Source organism: Streptococcus sp. ZY19097 (genome assembly GCF_040731245.1).
GTDB lineage: Bacteria > Bacillota > Bacilli > Lactobacillales > Streptococcaceae > Streptococcus > Streptococcus orisratti.
Map to the genome: position 1 here is coordinate 625,894 of NZ_CP160400.1, position 17,623 is coordinate 643,516.

17 protein-coding genes and 1 riboswitch are annotated in these 17,623 nt (G+C 38.4%); of the genes, 13 read left to right on the top strand and 4 right to left on the bottom strand.

The genetic code is table 11. The features are described 5' to 3' along the window. Positions 1–46: 46 nt before the first annotated feature. The 7 genes from ezrA to ABZ559_RS03200 all read left to right on the top strand — a co-directional run bounded on the left by ezrA (position 47) and on the right by ABZ559_RS03200 (position 8,030). Positions 47–1,771 carry a septation ring formation regulator EzrA gene (gene ezrA, locus ABZ559_RS03170; RefSeq protein ID WP_367007211.1) on the top strand — a complete coding sequence of 575 codons (1,725 nt, stop codon included), beginning with the start codon at positions 47–49 and terminating at the stop codon, positions 1,769–1,771. 844 nt (positions 1,772–2,615) lie between these two features. Beyond that, a riboswitch (FMN riboswitch) is annotated at positions 2,616–2,825 on the top strand. 79 nt (positions 2,826–2,904) lie between these two features. Then, positions 2,905–3,462, top strand: a complete 558-nt coding sequence (locus tag ABZ559_RS03175) for an ECF transporter S component (protein WP_367007212.1) — start codon at positions 2,905–2,907, stop codon at positions 3,460–3,462. Positions 3,463–3,484: 22 nt separating this feature from the next. Next, a complete protein-coding gene (locus ABZ559_RS03180; RefSeq protein WP_367007213.1) occupies positions 3,485–4,141 on the top strand; it encodes a phosphatase PAP2 family protein in 657 nt (218 codons plus the stop codon). Positions 4,142–4,191: 50 nt separating this feature from the next. Further along, positions 4,192–5,130 carry a TIGR01212 family radical SAM protein gene (locus ABZ559_RS03185; protein ID WP_273414429.1) on the top strand — a complete coding sequence of 313 codons (939 nt, stop codon included), beginning with the start codon at positions 4,192–4,194 and terminating at the stop codon, positions 5,128–5,130. Then, positions 5,130–5,681, top strand: a complete 552-nt coding sequence (locus tag ABZ559_RS03190; protein ID WP_018375828.1) for a class I SAM-dependent methyltransferase — start codon at positions 5,130–5,132, stop codon at positions 5,679–5,681. Before ABZ559_RS03185 ends, ABZ559_RS03190 begins: the two co-directional genes overlap by 1 nt. A gap of 16 nt (positions 5,682–5,697) precedes the next feature. After that, the gene (locus tag ABZ559_RS03195) at positions 5,698–5,943 is read left to right on the top strand and encodes a hypothetical protein (protein WP_367007214.1); all 246 of its coding nucleotides are present in this window, start codon (positions 5,698–5,700) and stop codon (positions 5,941–5,943) included. Between the two features lie 23 nt (positions 5,944–5,966). Beyond that, on the top strand, positions 5,967–8,030 hold the full coding sequence (locus tag ABZ559_RS03200; protein WP_367007617.1) for a sodium:proton antiporter: 2,064 nt from the start codon (positions 5,967–5,969) through the stop codon (positions 8,028–8,030). A 132-nt stretch (positions 8,031–8,162) separates the two neighbouring features. Here the strand turns inward: ABZ559_RS03200 and ABZ559_RS03205 are convergent, their stop codons facing one another. Beyond that, entirely contained in the window at positions 8,163–8,945 is a 783-nt protein-coding gene (locus tag ABZ559_RS03205) for an ABC transporter ATP-binding protein (RefSeq protein ID WP_018375831.1), read from the bottom strand. Between the two features lie 273 nt (positions 8,946–9,218). Between ABZ559_RS03205 and ABZ559_RS03210 the strand changes: the two genes are divergently transcribed. The 6 genes from ABZ559_RS03210 to ABZ559_RS03235 all read left to right on the top strand — a co-directional run bounded on the left by ABZ559_RS03210 (position 9,219) and on the right by ABZ559_RS03235 (position 14,349). After that, positions 9,219–10,553, top strand: coding sequence for a hemolysin family protein (locus ABZ559_RS03210; protein ID WP_018375832.1), 1,335 nt, complete (start codon positions 9,219–9,221; stop codon positions 10,551–10,553). A 79-nt stretch (positions 10,554–10,632) separates the two neighbouring features. Beyond that, the gene (gene pflA / locus ABZ559_RS03215) at positions 10,633–11,421 is read left to right on the top strand and encodes a pyruvate formate-lyase-activating protein (protein ID WP_367007215.1); all 789 of its coding nucleotides are present in this window, start codon (positions 10,633–10,635) and stop codon (positions 11,419–11,421) included. A 172-nt stretch (positions 11,422–11,593) separates the two neighbouring features. Further along, positions 11,594–12,529, top strand: coding sequence for a manganese-dependent inorganic pyrophosphatase (locus ABZ559_RS03220; protein ID WP_018375834.1), 936 nt, complete (start codon positions 11,594–11,596; stop codon positions 12,527–12,529). A gap of 123 nt (positions 12,530–12,652) precedes the next feature. Next, complete coding sequence (locus ABZ559_RS03225) at positions 12,653–13,177, top strand: YiiX/YebB-like N1pC/P60 family cysteine hydrolase (protein ID WP_367007216.1); 525 nt, start codon at positions 12,653–12,655, stop codon at positions 13,175–13,177. Further along, positions 13,161–13,820: a DUF1803 domain-containing protein gene (locus tag ABZ559_RS03230; RefSeq protein WP_367007217.1), complete on the top strand. Its 660-nt coding sequence runs from the start codon at positions 13,161–13,163 to the stop codon at positions 13,818–13,820. Before ABZ559_RS03225 ends, ABZ559_RS03230 begins: the two co-directional genes overlap by 17 nt. Before the next feature lie 19 nt (positions 13,821–13,839). Continuing rightward, positions 13,840–14,349, top strand: a complete 510-nt coding sequence (locus tag ABZ559_RS03235; RefSeq protein ID WP_367007218.1) for a YbhB/YbcL family Raf kinase inhibitor-like protein — start codon at positions 13,840–13,842, stop codon at positions 14,347–14,349. Between the two features lie 128 nt (positions 14,350–14,477). Here ABZ559_RS03235 and ABZ559_RS03240 read toward each other — a convergent pair whose 3' ends face one another. The 3 genes from ABZ559_RS03240 to ABZ559_RS03250 are packed head-to-tail and all read right to left on the bottom strand — an operon-like array spanning position 14,478 to position 17,609. Next, positions 14,478–15,482, bottom strand: a complete 1,005-nt coding sequence (locus ABZ559_RS03240; RefSeq protein WP_367007219.1) for an iron ABC transporter permease — start codon at positions 15,480–15,482, stop codon at positions 14,478–14,480. Continuing rightward, the gene (locus ABZ559_RS03245; protein ID WP_367007220.1) at positions 15,479–16,636 is read right to left on the bottom strand and encodes an iron ABC transporter permease; all 1,158 of its coding nucleotides are present in this window, start codon (positions 16,634–16,636) and stop codon (positions 15,479–15,481) included. Before ABZ559_RS03245 ends, ABZ559_RS03240 begins: the two co-directional genes overlap by 4 nt. A gap of 25 nt (positions 16,637–16,661) precedes the next feature. Beyond that, positions 16,662–17,609, bottom strand: a complete 948-nt coding sequence (locus tag ABZ559_RS03250; RefSeq protein ID WP_367007221.1) for an ABC transporter substrate-binding protein — start codon at positions 17,607–17,609, stop codon at positions 16,662–16,664. Positions 17,610–17,623 lie beyond the last annotated feature (14 nt).

Sequence of the window (17,623 nt, forward strand, 5' to 3'; positions counted from 1 at the left end):
TATAGCTAATTTTACGATAAAAAGATCATAATTTAAGGAGATTAAAATGCCTAGCGGAATTATATTGCTAATTGTGGCGATTGTCCTACTGGTGATAGTAGCCTATTTGGCTGGCGTCATTGTTCGCAAACGTAATGATGGTTTAATTGCTAGCCTTGAAGATAGAAAACAAGAACTCTTTTCTCTGCCCATCAATGACCAAATTGAAGAAGTTAAGGCGCTTCATCTTATCGGGCAAAGTCAAACGACCTTCCGTGAATGGAATCAAAAATGGGTAGATTTGTCCCTCAACTCTTTTTCAGATATTGAAAATCATATTTTTGAAGCTGAAAATCTTAATGATACCTTTAAGTTCATTAGCGCTAAACATGAAATTGATAGTGTTGAGAGCCAACTCACTCTAGTTGAAGAAGACTTAAAGGCTATTCAAGAAGCTTTGTCTATTTTGAAAGAGCAAGAGGAGAAAAACAGTGCGCGTGTTACTCACGCATTAGATCTCTATGAAAAATTGAAGGACTCTATTTCTGAAAATGGTGATAATTTTGGCTCAACAATGCCGGAAATTGAAAAACAGCTTAAGAATATTGAAACTGAGTTTTCACAATTTGTTACACTTAATTCAACAGGAGACCCAGTTGAAGCAGCTGAAGTTTTGGATAAAGCTGAGGAACATACCATTGCTTTAGGGCAAATCTCAGAACAAATTCCTGCAATTGTTGCTAAGTTAGAAGATGATTTCCCAGATCAGTTAGATGACCTAGAATCAGGGTATCGTCGTTTATTAGAAGAAAATTATCATTTTTCTGAAAAGAATATTGAAAAACGTTTCCAAGATATTCGCGCAGCTATTCGTGAAAATTCTTCTGAATTGATTACGCTTGATTTGGACCGTGCTCGTGAAGAAAATGATCATATTCAAACAAAGATTGACGCTTTGTATGATATTTTTGAAAGAGAAATTGCTGCTTATAAGCTTGTTATTAAGGATAAGAAGATTATCCCTCGCTATTTGGCTCATACTTTGAATAATAATACAAAATTAGAAGCAGAACTCAAACGCTTGTCTCACAAGTACATTTTGAGCGAGAGCGAAGATTTAAATGTTAAGTCTTTCAGAAAAGTTTTATCAGAAATTGAAACTGCTGTTATTCCTGTTATTGAAGATTTTGATAATCAAGAGAAACCTTTTTCAGAATTGCAAATTCTTTTTGCGAGGACCATTGAACGTTTAACTTCTGTTGAGACAGGTCAAATGCAGGTTTTTGAAGAAATTGAAGGTATTGAAAAAAGTGAGATAAGTGCTCGTCAGAGCTTGGATAGTCATATTGATAGGTTACATGCCATTAAACGCTATATGGAAAAACGTAATCTACCAGGGATTCCTCAAGATTTTCTTAGTCTCTTTTTCACAACAAGTTCTCAACTGGAAGCTTTAATGGATGAACTTAGTCGTGGTCGAATCAATATTGAAGCTGTTTCTCGTTTATCAGAAGTAGCATCATCGGCTATTGCAAGACTTGAAGAAACAACTTATGCTATTGTTCAAAACGCAATTCTGACTGAACAATTACTTCAATACTCTAATCGTTACCGTAGCTTCGAGCCAAGTGTTCAAAATAGTTTTGAACATGCCCTCTACCTATTTGAAAAAGAGAATAATTATCAAGCTTCTTTTGATGAAATCTCCTATGCTCTTGAAACAGTAGAGCCGGGTGTAAGTGACCGATTTGTTTCCTCGTACGAGAAAACGCGTGAACAAATTCGATTTTAAAGAGAATAAACCTGGAACATATAACACCTTAATCTCCTTCCGACTTGCGTGGAAGGAGTTTTTTTCTCAACTTCTGACTTTAGACCTTGTATTCACAGTTCAGTGCTTCCATCTAAGGCTAGTTTTTAAGCTATTCATCGTTAGATTTTTTTAAATTACAAACAGTATTCTCTTGAAAAACTGCCTTGATTAGCGAAAAACTATCTCCTATATAAAAGCACTTTACTTGTGAGTGCAAGTTATTAATACTCAATGAAAATCAAAAGTAGTCTAGGAAACGAAGCTGACGATAGAACTTGAGTTCATCAAGGCAAGTTGACAACGGATAATTTTGATTTTCGAAGAGTATAACATCTAGGAAAATGGTTCCTCGTATTATGGTGTTCTTTTTTGGATTGATAACCATTTGATATTCCTCAAAAATAAAAACTGTCTGGATTTAAATGAGTGTAAAGCTAAACTCTAACTTATCCATCTGCTATATTATGGTCAATTAGTTTATCTTTTATTACTTCGACGCGTTTCCTTATTTCCAACTTCAAACACTCCACTGGATTGTTTGAACTCACTTTGCCGTACTCCAGTACTGCCTGTAGCTCGTTACCTAGTACTAAAAGACTATAAAACTAGAAATTATCAGAGCTCTATCTGCATATTTTTGGTACGAATGATGTTTGCTTTATTTCCAATATTCAGTACTTGAAGATAGTCTAGTCTTGATTTCCATTGAGTATGAGACAATCTTCAAAGAATAATCTTTCTGGATGTTGAAAATAAGTAGGTCATATTTGGAAATTATTTGCTTCTCAGCTGTTGCAAGTCGTTGATATTTTTGGTATGCTATAAGTGTCTTCAGGGCAGGGTGAGATTCCCGACCGGCGGTGACTATTTCTGTTGTATTTTGCCCTAGTTGTTGTTATGTTGAAGTACTTTAAGTAGATATACATCAATTAGGAAAAGTTATTATGGAAATCAGAAGTCCGCGAGCTACAACAGTAGCTGACCTAGTGAGACTCTAGGACCGACAGTATAGTCTGGATGGGAGAAGACCAGGACTTTTGGTATACGCTTTTTTGGCGTAGACAAAAAATCATGGAACTTCTTTCAATTTGTAAAAATTGGAGGATTTTTTTATGACAAACACACGTAAAATGGCTTATATTGCCATTCTTTCAGCACTTTCTTTCTTGTTGATGTATTTTCAATTTCCGTTGATTCCAGCAGCAAGTTTTTTGCAGGTTGATTTTTCAATTTTACCAATTTTGGTAGGATTGTTAATGCTTGACTTGTCAAGTGCTTTCATTATTCTAATTATTAGGACGTTATTGAAACTTTTGCTCAATAATGGTGGTGTAGGGACACTTATCGGTCTGCCTATGAATGTCGTTGCTCTTGCGGTTTTTGTTTGGGCAATGGCTGCACTTTGGAATCAGAAGCGAAGTGATAAAGCCTATATTGTGGCGTCAGCAGTTGGTACTTTGGGACTCACTGTCACTATGTTTGTATTAAATTATATTTATGCTGTGCCACTTTATGCAAAATTTGCTAATTTTGATATTAAAACAATTTTGGGATTAGGGAATTATCTTTTTGCTATGGTTGTTCCGTTTAACCTAATAGAAGGAATTATTTTTTCAGTGACTTTCTTTGTGTTATATAACTGCCTCAAGTCAGTTTTAAAGAAAGTATAAGAATTTATGTTATAATTATTTTATGAAAAATAAGCAAACTTTTTATGTCAAGGCATCTATTGCCCTAGTTCTTTTTGTTTTGTTGGGATATTCGGTCAAATTTTACCCTGAGACATTGACTGATATAGATTCAACTATTCAAGCCATTGTGCGCGGAAATTTACCAAATGTGTTGACAACTTTTTTTAAACTTGTGACACAACTCGGCGGTGAAGTTTTTATTTTTATTTATGTTTTTTTAATAGCGCTAGGTTTTTATGTTCTGAAAAAGTGGAAAGCAGAAGCTTACTTCTTAGCAGGTAATTTACTACTTATGGGGATTTTTTCAACAGGGTTTAAGTACCTCTACAATCGTCCAAGACCAAGTCTCACATATTTGATTCCAAAGCCGATGGGACCATCTTTTCCTAGCTGGCACGCAGCGTCAACTATGGTTGTTGCTCTCAGTTTAGTAGTGATTATTCAGCAACGTCTGACTAGTCAGTATATAAAACGTGGTCTACAAATATTAGTTGTGATAATGGCAATCTTAACAGCAGTATCACGAATTTATCTGGGAGTACACTATCCTAGTGATATTTTAGGTGGATGGCTCTTGGCCTATACAATTGTTGTAGCTGTCTTTCCTTTTTATAATCAGAAACGCTTTGAGTGGCGGTTTCAATCTAAGCAAAAGTAGTGATGATTTGTCGCTACTTTTCTTTTATGCAAAGTGATATAATAGATTCTATGAAAAAACGATACAATGCTTTAAATGATTATTACCGTCAGCTTTTCGGAGAAAAAATCTTCAAAGTTCCTATTGATGCGGGTTTTGATTGCCCTAACCGTGATGGAACAGTGGCTCACGGTGGATGTACTTTCTGTACGGTATCTGGTTCTGGTGATGCTATCGTAGCACCAGAAGCTCCTATTCGTGACCAATTTTACAAGGAAATTGATTTCATGCACCGTAAATGGCCTGAGGTCAAAAAATACCTGGTTTATTTTCAAAATTTTACCAATACACATGACAAGGTAGAAGTACTGAGAGAGCGTTATGAGCAAGCTATCAATGAGCCAGGGGTAGTTGGGATTAATATTGGAACACGGCCTGACTGCCTCCCTGATGAGACTATCCTTTATCTAGCGGAGCTCTCGGAACGGATGCATGTCACGCTGGAACTTGGTCTTCAGACTACTTACGAGAAAACGTCAGTCCTTATCAACCGTGCCCATAGCTATGACCTTTATGTGGAGACGGTCAAGCGTGTAAGAGAGCTGGCGCCTAAGGTCGAGATTGTCTCCCACCTCATCAACGGTCTGCCGGGTGAGACCCATGAGATGATGTTGGAAAATGTGCGTCGCTGCGTGACGGATAATGACATCAACGGTATTAAACTGCACTTGTTGCACCTTATGACCAATACGCGCATGCAACGGGATTATCATGAAGGACGCTTGCAGCTTCTCAGTCAGGAGGAATATGTCACGATTATTTGTGATCAGCTGGAGATTATTCCTAAGCATATGATAATCCACCGTATCACGGGTGATGCGCCACGCGATATGCTGATTGGACCTATGTGGAGTCTTAATAAGTGGGAAGTCCTCAACGCTATTGACAAAGAAATGGAAAGACGGGGATCTTATCAAGGTTGTAGATTAGAAATAAAGGAGCATATGTAATGATCAAACGTCCTCTTCATCTCTCCCACGATTTTTTGGCAGAAGTTTTAGACGCAGATAGCTTAGCTGTTGATGCAACAATGGGAAATGGTAATGATACTGCTTTTTTGGCAAATTTGGCAAAGGAAGTTTATGCTTTTGATGTGCAAGAACAAGCCTTAACGAAGACTCGAAATCGTTTAGCTCAATTTGGCTTTGAAAATGTTCACCTGATTTTGGATGGTCATCAAAACTTGGACAATTACGTGATGGAGCCTATCCGCGCTGCGATTTTTAATTTGGGATATTTACCTAGTGCTGATAAGACCATTATTACAAAACCAAAGTCAACACTTGTTGCCTTGGACAAAATCTTAACTAGACTGGAAGTTGGCGGAAGAGTTTCTATTATGGTATATTATGGACATCAAGGTGGCGATATGGAAAAAGATGCTGTAGTGGATTATGTAAAAAAATTACCTCAAGATTTTTATGCTACCATGCTATATCAGCCTCTCAACCAAATCAATACACCGCCATTTCTTGTGATGATTGAAAAATTAAAACCGTGAAAGAAGGATACAACTCATGCACACTGTGACAGTCAGTGAAAAATTGGACCATATTTATAAAAAATATTTTAATGATAAGGATCAGAAAAGACTCTCCCATCTTTCGAAAGAAGATACAGATCAATTATTGAGTATTAAGAGAAAATTGGCAAGCCTAGAAAAAGAGCGTTGTCTGATGATGCGAGAAAACAAAGATACAACGGTTATCAATCAAAAAATTGCCCGAGAAAAAGAACGCTTTAGCGCATCTTGTCGAAAATAATAAATTAGAGGGGGTGACAGCTTATCGAGAGTTCCATCTTAGTGATAGTATTTTTGCTGATGCTAATCACTTCAAATATCATTAACCGTCTCTACAACAAACTTCCCCTTCCTTTTATCCAAATTATTCTAGGAATTCTGGTTGGCATAATGGCTAAAGGGGAAAGTTTAACCTTAAATTCAGAATTATTTTTGGCTTTGGTTATTGCTCCGCTTAATTTTAGAGAAGGCCAAGAAAGTGATATTACCACCTTTGTCAAATACAAATCCATCGTTGCTTACTTGATTTTGCCGACTGTTTTGGTGACCATGCTGACAGTTGGTTATGTGACTGGGAAATTACTGCCAGTAGATGTGCCATTGGCTGCCAGTTTTGCTTTAGGGGCAGCTTTAGCTCCAACGGATGCGGTTGCCTTTTTATCCATCGCTAAGCGCTTCAAATTTCCGAAACGAGTTGAATCTATTTTAACTGTGGAGGGTTTGTTAAATGATGCGAGTGGCTTGATTTCCTTTCAGTTTGCAGTAGCAGCCTTGGCCACAGGTACGTTCTCTTTACTGACTGCCAGTTTTAGTCTTTTTGTGGCTATTATCGGAGGGATTTTAGTTGGTTTATTATTTACTTTGCTTAACCGAGCCTTGATGTCCTTTCTCGAAAAAATTGATCTTACTGATGTGATTGGAGCGCTTCTCTTAGAACTTTCGCTTCCCATTATTTCTTACTTTGTAGCTAGCCTGTTAGGCTTGTCAGGGATTATTGCCGTGGTCATTGCTGGCCTTTCCCAAGCTAGCCGCTTTAAACGAATTAGGCTTTTTGATGCTGAGCTAGATCGGGTCAGCCAGATTATCTGGGAGACGGTTAGTTTTGTTTTGAATGGCTTTGTCTTTATCGTTTTTGGGTATGAATTAACGCGTATTGTTGAGCCAGCATTGTCAAATCCACTAGTCAATCATTACAGCCTACTAGCAATTGTCCTAATTGTGACGGCTTTGCTGTTTTTAATTCGGTTTGCTATGATTGGACTTTATTATGCCATTCGTTATCGTAGCAGTAAGCGGTCGTATCGGTCATTATTAAGGGAAATCTTACTTCTAACTTTTTCTGGTGTCAAAGGTACGGTTTCTATTGCTACTATCTTGTTGTTACCAGAATTTGATAGTTATACTTATAGCTTGATTTTATTCACTGTAGGAGCGGTTACTTTACTTAGTTTTATAGTAGGTGTCTTGATTCTTCCTCAATTTGCTCAAAGTATAGAAAGCAACCATACGGATGATCATTTGATTGAAATTGCCATTTTAAATGAAGTGGTTAAAACTTTAGAACAAGATCTCAAAGAGACTCAAGATAAGGGACCGCTTTACGCCGCTATTGACAACTACAATGGTCGTATAGAACATTTGATTTTGGAGCAAGAGTCAACCTTGGTCAAAAAAGAGCTAGCCTATCTTCGTCTTATGATTCTTGGAATAGAGAGCGATGGTCTAGAGAGGGCTTACTCAGATGGACAAATTGAACTCTTAGAATACCGACTCTATCAGCGCTATTTGCAAGGAATTGAAAGTCAAATCAATCGAGGTTTTGTTTCAACCTTTACCTACTTTGTGACCATTAGTATCCGTGTTTTACGGCGTTTGATACGAGAAAGACTGAGTTTTTGGCCGACAGTCCGTCGCTTTCTTTCAGGAAAACCCAAGCCAATCAAACTCAGTCAAGCCAACCGTGAGAGATTGACTAACCTTTATTTGAACAACACTGAGTTGGTTTTGGAGGGGCTGCAGGATTTGGATGGAGTTTACAATTCAGAACTTATAGGCTTTTTACAGCGTTCTCGTTTTCAAGAGGCACGGATTATTGAATCAGGTGTTTTTGTTGAGCGAGTTATTGCTCACATAAAACCTGACAACATTGATGAGATGCTACGAGGCTATTATTTGGAACGTAAGGTCATTGCTGAATATCAACAGCGTGGCGCCATAAGTTCTCGCTACGCCACTCAATTGCGGAGAAATGTTAATAAGTTAGAAAGTTATTCTTTAAAGGATGACTTTGGCGCTTTACCCTATGATTTTATCGTTCAAAAAAAATAATACTCTTTGAAAATCAAACACTGACATTGTTGACTTGATAAAGATCAGTCTTATTACATTAGTGTCAAAGTTTGATTTTTCATTGAGTATTGTCCAGAAGAGTCCGTCGCTTTTGGTTTTTTTATGAGTAACCTATAGCTCAGGTTTAATAAAGAAGCGGTCATTATCAATGGGAATGATGGAAACCTGATTGTCAAAGAAGTCAGCCAAGGTTTTTTCAGTGATAATATCTTTTTTAGGCCCTTGGGCAACGATTTCTCCTTTTTTGAGGAGAATAATGTGTTCCATTTTTGCACTGATTTCCTCGGCATGGTGGGTAACGTAGAGTACTGTTGGGGCAGTTGGCAAGTCTGTAATGCGATCAATTTGCTTAAGTAATTTTTCGCGGGCAAATAGGTCAAGACCAACCGTAGCCTCATCTAAAATCAAAATTTCAGGTTCTTCCATGAGGCTACGAGCAATCAGAACTAGCTGTTTTTCTCCTTGGGACAATTCATAGAGGCGACGTCCTAGCAAGTGTCCTCCATCTAGAGATAGTAGCATATGACGTGCTTCGTTTAGCTCTCTATCCCCATATTGCTTATATAGAATGCTAGACTTGTATTTTCCAGTCAAGACAACCTGTTCGGCGCGCAATTGTAGTGAAAGTCTGTCGGTAATGAAACCTGAAACAATACCAATTTTTTTGCGAATCTCGGTAATATCTGTTTTTCCAAAGGATTGACCGAGAACAGAAATTTTACCTGAGGTTGGGAAAAATTCTGCCATGATAAGTTTCAAGAGTGTCGTTTTGCCAGAACCGTTCAAACCAAGGATGGCCCAAGTCTGCCCTTTTTCTACCTGCCAATTAATATTTTTTAGTAAGTCTTTTCCATGCTTACGTAAACTGACATTTGTCATTGAAATAACTGTCATTCTTTCATAGCCTTTCTGTTTTTATAGTCTCTTAGTTTATCTTTTATGACTACTTTACCGTATTCTAGTAAAATCTGTAGCTTGCCTCCTTATATTGAGAGTAATCTAAAAGGTTATATCATGATATTAGTATATCATATTTAAAATATCTAGAGTTTTTTTACGTTAAATAAGCCTAAGAGTTATTTGTAGGGTGTAGGAAATAAATAATTGACGAAACAAGGGGAAAATGTGCTATAATAATGATATTATATTTCTAGGAGTACTCTCATAATGGAAGACCCGAGCAGTCAGAATTTACTGTTACAATTTTTATTATTGCTTATTTTAACTCTTTTAAACGCATTTTTTTCTGCCTCTGAGATGGCACTGGTATCTCTTAATAGGTCTCGTGTAGAACAAAAAGCAGAAGAAGGAGAAAAAAAGTTTATCCGTCTGTTGGCGGTTTTAGAAAATCCCAACAATTTTTTATCCACTATTCAAGTTGGTATCACTTTCATCAGTCTCTTGCAAGGAGCTAGCTTATCTGCTTCTCTCGGAAAGGTTATTGCCAGTTGGTTTGGTAATTTGGCTTGGGCGCAAACAGCAGGATCTGTTATTTCTCTGATTTTCTTAACCTACATTTCAATCGTTTTGGGGGAACTTTACCCTAAGCGTATAGCCATGAATTTAAAAGAAAATCTGGCTGTTTTTTCTGCCCCGGTTATCATTTTTCTTGGAAAGATTGTCAGCCCCTTTGTTTGGCTTCTGTCAGCATCAACAAATCTTCTTTCTCGCATTACCCCAATGCAGTTTGATGATGCTGATGAAAAAATGACGCGTGATGAGATTGAATACATGTTGACCAACAGCGAAGAAACGTTGGACGCTGAAGAAATTGAGATGCTTCAGGGGATTTTCTCATTGGATGAAATGCTTGCGCGTGAGGTGATGGTTCCGCGAACAGATGCTTTCATGATTGACATCAATGATGATATTCATGAGAATATTGAAGGGATTCTTAAGCAGAACTTTTCTCGAATTCCTGTCTATGACGACGATAAGGACAAGATTATCGGTGTTCTTCACACCAAACGACTTTTGGAAGCAGGATTTCGGAATGGTTTTGACAATATCATTTTGACAAAAATTTTGCAGGAGCCGCTCTTTGTTCCAGAAACGATTTTTGTGGATGATTTACTACTTCAGCTTCGTAATACTCAAAATCAGATGGCTATTTTGCTGGATGAATACGGAGGTGTTGCTGGTCTGGTCACTTTGGAAGATTTGCTTGAAGAAATTGTTGGAGAAATTGACGATGAGACCGATAAAGCCGAACAATTTGTTCGTGAAATTGCAGAGCACACGTACATCGTTTTGGGGACCATGACCTTAAACGAGTTTAACGATTATTTTGATACGGAACTTGAGAGTGACGATGTCGATACCATAGCTGGTTTCTACCTTACTGGTGTTGGCGCGATTCCAAGTCAAGAAAATAAGGAAAGTTTTACTGTTGATAGCAAAGATAAACAGATTGAAATCATCAACGATAAAGTCAAGGATGGTCGTGTTACAAAGTTAAAAGTAATCTTTTCTGATATAGAACAGAGTATTGAGGAAGACTAAGCAAAACTTAGTCTTTTTTCTTTGGAAAATGGTATAATGTAAGCAAGAAAAACGGTTACAATTTGGGAGAGGTGAACAGATGGCAGAGATTGATTATAAAAAAGTGACAGGATTGGTTCATTCAACGGAAAGTTTTGGCTCTGTTGATGGACCAGGTATTCGTTTTGTGGTCTTTATGCAAGGCTGCAAGATGCGTTGTCAATATTGCCACAACCCCGATACTTGGGCAATGGAAAGTAATAAAGCGACAGAGAGAACGGTAGAGGATGTCTTAAATGAAGCCCTTCGTTATAAGCATTATTGGGGCAAAAATGGTGGCATTACGGTTTCTGGTGGAGAAGCTATGTTACAGATTGAATTTGTCACTGCTTTGTTTACAGAAGCTAAAAAACTTGGTATTCATTGTACACTTGATACCTGTGGTTTTGCCTACCGCTCTACTCCTGAATATCATGAAATTGTCGATAAATTATTGGCTGTGACAGACTTGGTTTTGCTTGATATAAAAGAAATTAATCCAGCGCAGCACCTTGTTGTGACGCGTCAGCCAAATAAGAATATTTTACTTTTTGCTCAATATCTATCTGATAAGGGAATTCCAGTTTGGATTCGTCATGTCTTAGTCCCAGGGCTGACTGATATTGATGAGGATTTGATTGAGCTTGGTAAATTTGTAGCAACTCTTAAAAATGTTGATAAGTTTGAGATTTTGCCATACCACACACTTGGCGAGTTTAAATGGCGTGAATTGGGAATTCCATATACCCTCGAAGGTGTTAAGCCACCAACTAAGGCACGTGTTCAAAATGCCAAAGACTTGATGCATACCGAAAGTTATACCAAGTACATGGAACGTATTCATGGTTGATGCTTGGAAATTGGTAGTTAGTTGTCTACAGAGCGGATGTAGTTTTAAGCTCTGCTATCATCATGAGAAATAAACATCTTGAGCTTGAACTCAAGATGTTTTTGTTAAATCATTTTGCTATCTTTCTTAAATTTTGCTAAAATAGAATAAATACAATGATGAGGTAATAAACATGTCTAAAATTTTAGTTTTTGGTCACCAAAATCCAGACTCTGATGCTATTGGGTCATCTCTTGCTTTTGCTTACTTAGCCAAAGAAGCTTATGGCTTAGATACTGAGGCTGTTGCTTTAGGAATTCCTAACGAAGAAACAGCTTTTGTCCTTGATTACTTTGGTGTAAAAGCACCTCGTGTAGTTGAATCAGCTAAGGCTGAGGGTGTAGATACAGTCATCTTGACTGACCACAATGAATTCCAACAATCTATCTCTGACATCAAAGATGTGACAGTTTATGGTGTGGTTGACCATCATCGCGTGGCAAACTTTGAAACAGCAAGTCCACTTTTTATGCGTTTGGAGCCTGTAGGTTCAGCCAGCTCAATTGTTTACCGTATGTTTAAAGAAAACAATGTTGCTGTACCAAAAGAATTGGCAGGTCTGATGTTGTCAGGTTTGATTTCAGATACCCTTCTTTTGAAATCACCAACCACTCACGTCACTGACCCACAAGTCGCAGCAGAGTTAGCTGAAATTGCAGGAGTTAACCTTGAAGAATATGGCTTGGCTATGCTTAAGGCTGGGACTAACTTGGCTAGCAAGTCTGCTGAAGAATTGATTGACATTGATGCTAAAACATTTGAACTTAATGGTAATAATGTCCGTGTTGCGCAAGTTAATACTGTTGACATTGCGGAAGTTCTTGAACGTCAAGGTGATATTGAAGCAGCAATTACAGCAGCATCAAAAGCAAATGGCTATTCAGATTTTGTTTTGATGATTACGGATATCATTAACTCAAATTCAGAAATTCTTGCTTTGGGGGCTAATACTGATAAAGTTGAAGCTGCATTTAACTTCACTCTTGAAAATAATCATGCTTTCTTAGCAGGTGCAGTATCTCGTAAGAAACAAGTCGTGCCACAACTAACAGAAAGCTTTAATGCCTAAGAATAGTAAAAAGACGGTTCGCCGTCTTTTTTTGTAGATTCTGACGAGAATGAAAATGATGTAATTTGCGCCCTATTAATTTTAAGAAAAATCTTCTATCTCATTTTATGTTACAATAGAAGTATGAAACTTCAAGACTTAGCAAGCGGGGATCTGCTCTTTACCGCTGATCGATCAGATATGGGACAGGCTATTCAGAATACGACAGGGGCTTACAGCCATGTTGCTATTTATCTGGATGGGATGATTTACGAGGCTACAAAAGAGAATGGTGTTTCTAAGCAAGATTTAGAGAACTTTCTTGGAAGGGAAAATCAGAGAATATGTGTTTATCGTTATGAGAAAATTGATTGTTTAGCTGTTTTAAAGGTTGCAGAGAAGCATCTGGGAAAGCCCTACAATCACAGTTTCTATCCGAATGAAGGTGCTTTTTATTGCTCTCAATATATTGCTGAGATGTTACCTATTTTTGAGACCATCCCCATGTCATTTGGAGATGGCAAGCAGCTTATTTCTGATTTTTGGCAGCATTATTTTGAGAAGTTACAGCTGCCAGTGCCTGTCGGTCAGCCAGGGACCAATCCCAGTCAACTTGCCAAGTCCAAAGACTTAATCTACATAGGAGAACTAGATGATCATTACCTATAACCCTGACAAACTAACGCGCCAGTCTTTTTTTCAAGAGCTGATTAATTATTTGCCAATGCACGATGAAGTCACTTTGCGCCAGATAAAGCGCGATTTTCCAGAAATTCCAAAACTGGACCGTGCCATTGAAGACTATGTGCAGGCAGGCTATGTTGCTCGTCAGGATAAGCGCTATACCTTGACTTTGCCCCTTTTGGAAAAGGCAGAGCAGGTCAGTTTAGATGACATGGTTTTTGTAGATACACATTCCCCTGCTTATGATAATCTCTTGGCATTGACTTTTTATACCCAACTGGCTAATGTAACAAACCAAGTTATTCTAGAAGAGAAGACAGATTTTGCCAGAAGTCAATTGACCATGTCGAACTATTTCCACAAATTGCGGACAACTTTGCCTTTGTCTCCAGACCAAGAAAAACTCTATGCCATCTTGGGGGATGTTAATCAGGAATATGCTCTTAAATATATGACCGCTTTTCTTTTAAAATTTGATCGAAAGGCCGTGGTCAAGCAGAAGCGTCCTGATATTTTTGTGCAAGCCTTAGTACTTTTAGGTTATTTAGAGCAAATAGACGAGCAGAGTTATGGTTTGAAGATGGCTTTTGATAGAGAGAAATTGATTTTCAGTAATGATTTATTTTAAGTTAAGCGAGGCGTTTGACATGATAGAAAGGTTAGATTTTATTTGTCCGACCATTCCTGAAGGTGGAGAATTTCCGCTTGAACATACAGGAAAGGGAGAAGACAGGTCACCTGAATTTTACATTAAGAATCTTTCTCCTCAAGCCCAAACACTTGCTATTACTTTGGAAGATTTGACCCATCCCCTTAAAAAGGAATTTACCCATTGGCTCATCTGGAATCTTCCGGCTTCCAGTCACATTAAGGACAATTTGCCTCAGGGTTTTGAAGTAGCAAACTCTTATGGAGCTAGGCAGGGGATAGCCTACGGCTGGCATCGTTATGCCGGTCCAAAACCACCGCTAGGTCAAAATCATCAATATCGCTTTACGATTTACAGTTTAGACTGTTCCCTGAGTTTGAATCGCTGGACGCGCAAAAGTAGCCTTTTAAGAGCTATGCAGGGGCATATCCTGCAAAAGGGTCAACTAACGGCCTCTTTTGGGAACAAAAAAATCTGGGATCAAAATCCCAGACCGGTTATTGTATGATTAGGTTGGGGATTTAATCCCAGCCACTTTTTATATTCTTAGTAAATCAAACTCAGACATCGTTACTTTTATTTGATGAAGATAGTTTTATCTACATCACTTAGTCGAATTTTGATTTTCATTGGGCATTAGTTTTCTGTAGTTATCATAAGATAAAGGAAATAAGGTGCCCCTATAACGGAAACGACGATACCTGTTGGAATACCCGTACCAACAAGTAGTACTCGCCCGATGGTATCCGCTACAAGTAAGAGGATCATACCGACTAACATAGCAGCAGGTAAACTGATTCGATGGTTATTTCCCATCAAACGTCTGGCGATATGCCCCGCTATCAAACCGACAAAGGTTATATTTCCTACCAAAACAACACTGAGTGAAGCTAGTGCTGTAGCTAATATTAGACTATAAAGGCGTTCACGTTGCAGATTAAGCCCTAATGCCAGAGCTGTTTGTTCATTAAGATTCATGATGTTGAGGGAGTGGCTGCGGCTATAAGTAATGAGCCACAGAATTAGTAAAATGGGTGTGAATGTGGCAAGCGTCTTCCAGTCACCGCCGTTGACTTTACCGCTCAGCCATTCGACAATATAGGTCATTTTAACGTTGTTAATCTGGTTCATAATTGAGACCATGACACCAGACAGCATACTAGAGACGCCAACACCTGTTATGATAAGGCGTGTCGGACTAATGCTATTATTGCGCTTCCGAGCCATGAAATAGACGAGCAAGATAGTCAACATGCCTCCGAACATTGCAAAGACAGGCATGATGGTAAGTACACTAGGTTTAGACATATCAAGGAGACCAACCATGATGGTAATAACCAGCCCAGCACCAGTGTTAATTCCCAAGATTCCTGAGTCAGCCAGAGGATTTTTAGTCAAGGTTTGCAGCAACATGCCAGACATTGCTAGGGAAGTACCACCCACCATACAGGCTATAATACGAGGAAGTCTAACTTTAGTGAGGATAAAAATCATCGCAGAACTAGATTTTCCAAGTATAAGATCAATAAGGTCATAAATTGATGAGTGGGCATATCCTAGAGATAGAGAGACTAAGAAAAGAATAAAGACTAAGCCAAGCAAAAGAGCGAATCTGGACGCTAATTTTTTAGATGATATCATAGATTTCTCCCCCTTCTGATTAGCCAGAGGAAGCAAGGAAGACCGATAATGCTAATAACAGCGCTAATAGGTGTCTCTGTTGGAGGTTTTAAAGTTCGGCAGAAAAGATCAACCCAGAGCATGAAAGTCGCTCCGCTAAGAGCTGTCAGGGGCAAAAGTTGACGATAGTCTTTACCGACAAACATTTTGATGAAATGCGGAATGATAAGTCCCACGAATGAAACTGTTCCGATAATGGCTACTGAAGCAGCAGAAAGAAGGAGAACAAGTGCTAGCAGTCCAAGAGTGACAGCTAGCGTGTTTTGTCCGAGAGATTTTGCAACGGTTTCATCCAAACTGAGAATAGTGAGTTGATGAGATAAAAATTGTGCTAAAATCAGTCCAAATATAATGAGGGGTGCAATCAGAGCAAGCATTTTCCAGTTGACTTGCCCCAGACCACCAGCTTGCCATCCAATAACTGTTGTAGAGAGGTTGAAATAGATAGTGATAGCTTGCCCAATGGCTGAAAAAAGAGTAGAAACCATAGCACCAGCTAAAATGAGACGTATTTGATGATAGCCACGTCTGGGTTGATAGGACAGCCCAAAAATAAGGAATGCTGCTAAACTTGATCCCAACAGACAAAACAACATAATCAAGCTATAATGCATGGCACCGAAGATGGCATAACCTAGAATCAAGGCTAGCCCAGCTCCAGCATTGATTCCCAACAGACCTGGGTCAGCAATAGGATTTCGTGTGACTCCCTGCATGATAGCACCTGCTACTGCCATAGCAGCTCCGACTAAGATCGCAGCTATGGTGCGAGGCAGACGCAAATCGAAAATAACATCCTGAACTGCTGAATTTGTTAATGGATTTTGCAAGATTTTCAGAACTTGACGATGTGTATAATTAATTGCACCAAAACGCAGCCCAAAATACCAGCCTAGGAAAAATAAAATTAGAAGAAAGAGGCAAAGGAGATCCAGCCTATGCCCTTGTCTCTTTTGCCGATTATTGGAATTGTACGGCAACGTGTCTAATTGTTTCGACTTTACTGTCATACTTTGATTAGTTTTTAGGGTGGTAAAAGAGCGATTTTTACCCAAGTCAGACAATTTTTCCTCGCCATTATTATGCTGAGTGAGAAGGTAATCTTTTTGGTTCATGGATAACTAACTCTTTTCTAATAACTTAGTTGTTGACTGTTTTAACTGCTTTAATGAATGCAGGTAATTGTTTATCAAGTGACATTGGATCGGAGAAGTAGAATAGGTTGTAATCTAATTCTAGTACATGACCAGCTTTTACAGCTGGGATGTTTTTCCAAATATCACTTTCTTTGAGAGAGGAAGCTGCTGCCTTAGTACTATCATTGTTATTAACAACAGCATAGTCGCCGATATAATCTCCCAGAACTTCTTGAGATACACCGAACCAGCCATCTTTATTTATGACATCATCTTGGACTTTTTGTGGTGCTTTATAGCCTAGAGCTTGATAAATCAATTCACCACCACGTCCCCAGTTATTACCATAAAGGAAGATATTTTTTTCATAGAAATCCATCACAGTGAAAGTGGTATCCGCTGGTAAAATATCGCTGAGTTCATTACGAGCAGCTGCAGTTTTTTGCTTCCACTCTTTCAACCATTTTTGAGCCTTTTCTTCCTTGCCAAAGACCTTACCAAGATTGGTCATCATTTCTAGGTAATCGCTGGAAGCGAATGTGATAACCAACGTTGGGGCAATTTCTTTCAGTTTGTTGATGTTTTCATCAGTTGAAAAGGCGATAATGAGGTCAGGTTCTTGAGCAGCAATAGCTTCTGTATCGCTAGAAGTCAGTTTTTTAGCATCTTTAAGTTTTTGACCAAAGGCAGGACTATCTTTTTCTAAATCGAGGGAATAACTGGCAACATCAATACCTAATTCCAAAAGATAGCCAGTATAAGAATAAGCAAAGTTAACGACTTTCTTAGGATTTTTCGGAATATCACCATAATAGGTGAAGCCTGTTATTTTTGGCATTTTGGAAATAGCAGAGCTACTTTGAGTGCTAGATTCTTTTTGAGATTGACTGTTGCAAGCTGTCAGAACAAAAACAGCAAACAAAGCTGCAAAGAGGGATAATACTTTTTTCATTTTCTATACTCCTA

Coding starts and splice junctions, on each gene's coding strand:
- ezrA (WP_367007211.1), top strand. CDS start 47: ATGCCTAGCGGAATTATATTGCTAATTGTGGCGATTGTCCTACTGGTG.
- ABZ559_RS03175 (WP_367007212.1), top strand. CDS start 2,905: ATGACAAACACACGTAAAATGGCTTATATTGCCATTCTTTCAGCACTT.
- ABZ559_RS03180 (WP_367007213.1), top strand. CDS start 3,485: ATGAAAAATAAGCAAACTTTTTATGTCAAGGCATCTATTGCCCTAGTT.
- ABZ559_RS03185 (WP_273414429.1), top strand. CDS start 4,192: ATGAAAAAACGATACAATGCTTTAAATGATTATTACCGTCAGCTTTTC.
- ABZ559_RS03190 (WP_018375828.1), top strand. CDS start 5,130: ATGATCAAACGTCCTCTTCATCTCTCCCACGATTTTTTGGCAGAAGTT.
- ABZ559_RS03195 (WP_367007214.1), top strand. CDS start 5,698: ATGCACACTGTGACAGTCAGTGAAAAATTGGACCATATTTATAAAAAA.
- ABZ559_RS03205 (WP_018375831.1), bottom strand. CDS start 8,945: ATGACAGTTATTTCAATGACAAATGTCAGTTTACGTAAGCATGGAAAA.
- ABZ559_RS03210 (WP_018375832.1), top strand. CDS start 9,219: ATGGAAGACCCGAGCAGTCAGAATTTACTGTTACAATTTTTATTATTG.
- pflA (WP_367007215.1), top strand. CDS start 10,633: ATGGCAGAGATTGATTATAAAAAAGTGACAGGATTGGTTCATTCAACG.
- ABZ559_RS03220 (WP_018375834.1), top strand. CDS start 11,594: ATGTCTAAAATTTTAGTTTTTGGTCACCAAAATCCAGACTCTGATGCT.
- ABZ559_RS03225 (WP_367007216.1), top strand. CDS start 12,653: ATGAAACTTCAAGACTTAGCAAGCGGGGATCTGCTCTTTACCGCTGAT.
- ABZ559_RS03230 (WP_367007217.1), top strand. CDS start 13,161: ATGATCATTACCTATAACCCTGACAAACTAACGCGCCAGTCTTTTTTT.
- ABZ559_RS03235 (WP_367007218.1), top strand. CDS start 13,840: ATGATAGAAAGGTTAGATTTTATTTGTCCGACCATTCCTGAAGGTGGA.
- ABZ559_RS03240 (WP_367007219.1), bottom strand. CDS start 15,482: ATGATATCATCTAAAAAATTAGCGTCCAGATTCGCTCTTTTGCTTGGC.
- ABZ559_RS03245 (WP_367007220.1), bottom strand. CDS start 16,636: ATGAACCAAAAAGATTACCTTCTCACTCAGCATAATAATGGCGAGGAA.
- ABZ559_RS03250 (WP_367007221.1), bottom strand. CDS start 17,609: ATGAAAAAAGTATTATCCCTCTTTGCAGCTTTGTTTGCTGTTTTTGTT.